This window comes from Streptomyces sp. NRRL S-495 (assembly GCF_000966955.1).
Lineage (GTDB): Bacteria > Actinomycetota > Actinomycetes > Streptomycetales > Streptomycetaceae > Kitasatospora > Kitasatospora purpeofusca.
This window is the reverse complement of the sequence record NZ_JZWY01000237.1, coordinates 1-1582: the sequence shown is the minus strand read 5'-3', so window position 1 is coordinate 1582 and position 1582 is coordinate 1. Positions and strand designations below refer to the sequence as shown.

Genomic DNA, 1582 nt, shown 5'->3' with positions numbered 1-1582 from the left:
GCGCGGCGGCGCCCGCCACAAGGACCAGCAGTACCGCCAGGGCAGGCAGGATCGATCGGGGGCTGAGGGCGCGCGACTTCCAGGACACGGGCGGAGCGTACCTTTCGGCGCCCGCGCGAGTCAGCCGCGATTCGCCGTACCGCCGAACGGCGCAGTCCCCCGTGGCGGCCGGGCGGGGTTGTCCCGTACCCGCCCGGCGACCTGCGCCGTCGGGCCCGGCGGGGCCCGGGCGGGGCCTCGCGGTAGGGCTCCCGGGGCGGTCAGGACTGTTACGGAGGTGATACACGGCACACCGCCGGACGGCGTTCGAATATCGCCCACTTTAGGGTGACATTCGGCTTTTCCCCGGCCGGGCGGCCCTACTGTCGGCAATCGGGACACCACTGTGCGTGCCCTGCCCGCCTCCGCCCAGCCTGCTCCGCCCCGCGCGTGGCACCGTCCGGGGAAACGCCCGAGGAGAGACCATGCGATTCGGCCGCCTGGCGCTGGCCGCCGCCACCCTGCTGCTGCTCACCACGGCCGGCGTTCCCGCCGGGACGCCGCTGAGCCAGACCGAGCGGCACGCCCTCTCCTCCGACGGGATCTCGCCGCGTGGGGCCGCGCCCCGTCCGGTGGTGCAGCGGCCGCCGCACGAGCCGCCGTTCGGGGCCTTCGTCGGCTCCTGGGACCGGTACATCCCGCAGATCGGGCGGTACTCGCAGTGGCTGGGCAACGCGAACCTCCAGGTCGGGCACACCTATCTGGCGGGCAACGGCTGGGCGGACATCGAGGGCGAGCCGGCGGTGCTCGGCATGTGGTCGCAGTGGCGGCTGGCGGACCCGTCCCGGATGCTGATCCTCGGTGTGCCGATGCTGGTGCCGAACGAGGCCGATGTGCCGGACGGCGAGGTGGCCCGGCTGCTGGCCCAGGGTGCGCGCGGCGACTTCGACCGGCACTTCCTGAAGCTGGCCCGGCGGCTGGTGGCGCTCGGCGGTGCGGACACCGTGCTCACCCTCGGCTGGGAGATGAACGGCGTCACCTACACCCACCGCTGCAAGCCCGATCCGGCCGCCTGGAAGACCTACTGGCGGCGGATCGTCACGGTGATGCGCTCGGTGCCGGGGCAGCGCTTCCGCTTCGACTTCACGCCGAACCGGGGGCTGGACGCGATCCCGTGGACGAAGTGCTACCCCGGGGACGACGTGGTCGACATCCTGGGCATGGACAGCTACGACCAGCCGGCCGGCGGCACCTTCGACGACTACGTGCGCGAGCCGTACGGGCTGCAGGACCAGGTGGAGTTCGCGGCCAAGCGCGGCAAGCCGGTCTCGTACCCGGAGTGGGGGCTGTTCCGGAACGGGGACAACCCGGAGTTCGTGCAGCGGATGGTCGAGTGGATCCGCACCCACGACACGGCGTACCAGACCGTCACCGACTACTGCCCGCACGGGTTCTGGCAGTGCGACCGGAACCCGCGGGCCGGTGCCCGGTTCAAGCAGCTGATGACGGGCTCCAAGGGGGCCCCGGCCGCGCCGACGCCGCCGACGCCGCCCTCGGCCCCGGCCGCGCCGGTGGCGCCGAGTGTTCCGGCGCAGCCGACGCC

Annotated in this window: 1 protein-coding gene; it reads left to right on the top strand. The window is 73.4% G+C overall.

Annotated features, from left to right (window positions below; genetic code table 11):
• Positions 1-464: 464 nt before the first annotated feature.
• On the top strand, positions 465-1582 hold a 1118-nt coding region (locus VR45_RS13850), incomplete at its 3' end, for a glycosyl hydrolase (RefSeq protein WP_045940039.1).